The organism is Micromonospora sp. DT31 (genome assembly GCF_049841795.1).
Lineage (GTDB): Bacteria > Actinomycetota > Actinomycetes > Mycobacteriales > Micromonosporaceae > Micromonospora.
In genome coordinates, this window is the sequence record NZ_JBNCKZ010000067.1 from 1 (window position 1) to 870 (window position 870).

At 65.1% G+C, this 870-nt stretch carries 1 protein-coding gene; it reads left to right on the top strand.

Annotated features, from left to right (window positions below; all coding sequences use genetic code 11):
* Positions 1-870 (top strand): polyketide synthase dehydratase domain-containing protein (locus ACLQ2X_RS28405; RefSeq protein WP_425684142.1); only part of this gene is annotated, 870 nt, incomplete at both ends.

Consider the following 870-nt stretch of genomic DNA (forward strand, 5'->3'; position numbering starts at 1 on the left):
ACCCACCTACGCCTTCCAACACCACGACTACTGGCTCAACAGCCAACCCACCCACCACGACACCGCAGCCGAGGCCGGTCTCACCAGCACCGATCACCCGCTCGCAGGCGTCGCCACGGAACTCGGTGACGGTAGCTCGGTGGTCTACTCCGGACGGCTGGCACCGTCGGCCCAACCGTGGTTGGCCGACCACCGGATCCGTGCCGCGGTCGTCGTACCCGCTGCTGCGCTCGTCGAGATGCTCGACTTCGTGGCTGACCAGCTCGGTCTCCCGGTCATCGCCGACCTGACCGTCGACGAGCCGATCGTTCTACCCGGGAACGCCGGTGTGGCGGTCCAGATCATCCTCACCCCGTTCAGCGCCGATGGGCGCCGTCCGTTCGAGATCTACGCGCGCCAGGACGACGGCCAGCCGTGGCAGCGACACGCCACCGGCGCCCTCGCTCGTGTCACCGGACACTCCGAGGAGTTGGTGGGGGAGGAGTTGGGGTGGGGTGTGGTGTGGCCTCCGTCGGGTGCGGTGGAGGAGTCTGTTGATGGTTTTTATGAGGGTCTTTTTGCGGCGGGTTTTGAGTATGGGCCGGGTTTTCAGGGGTTGCGTTCGGTGTGGCGTCGTGGTGGTGAGGTTTTTGCTGAGGTGGTGCTTCCGGAGGGTTTGGAGGTGGAGGGTTTCGGGGTGCATCCGGCGTTGTTCGATGCGGTGTTGCATGGTTCTCGGTTGTTGGTGTCGGGGGGTTCTGGTGGGGGTGTGTTGTTGCCTTTCGCGTTTAGTGGGGTGAGTGTTTTCCGGCGTGGTGCGTCGGTGTTGCGGGTGCGTTTGGTGGGTGTGGGGGATGGGGTGTCGGTGTCGGCGGTGGATGAGTTGGGTGG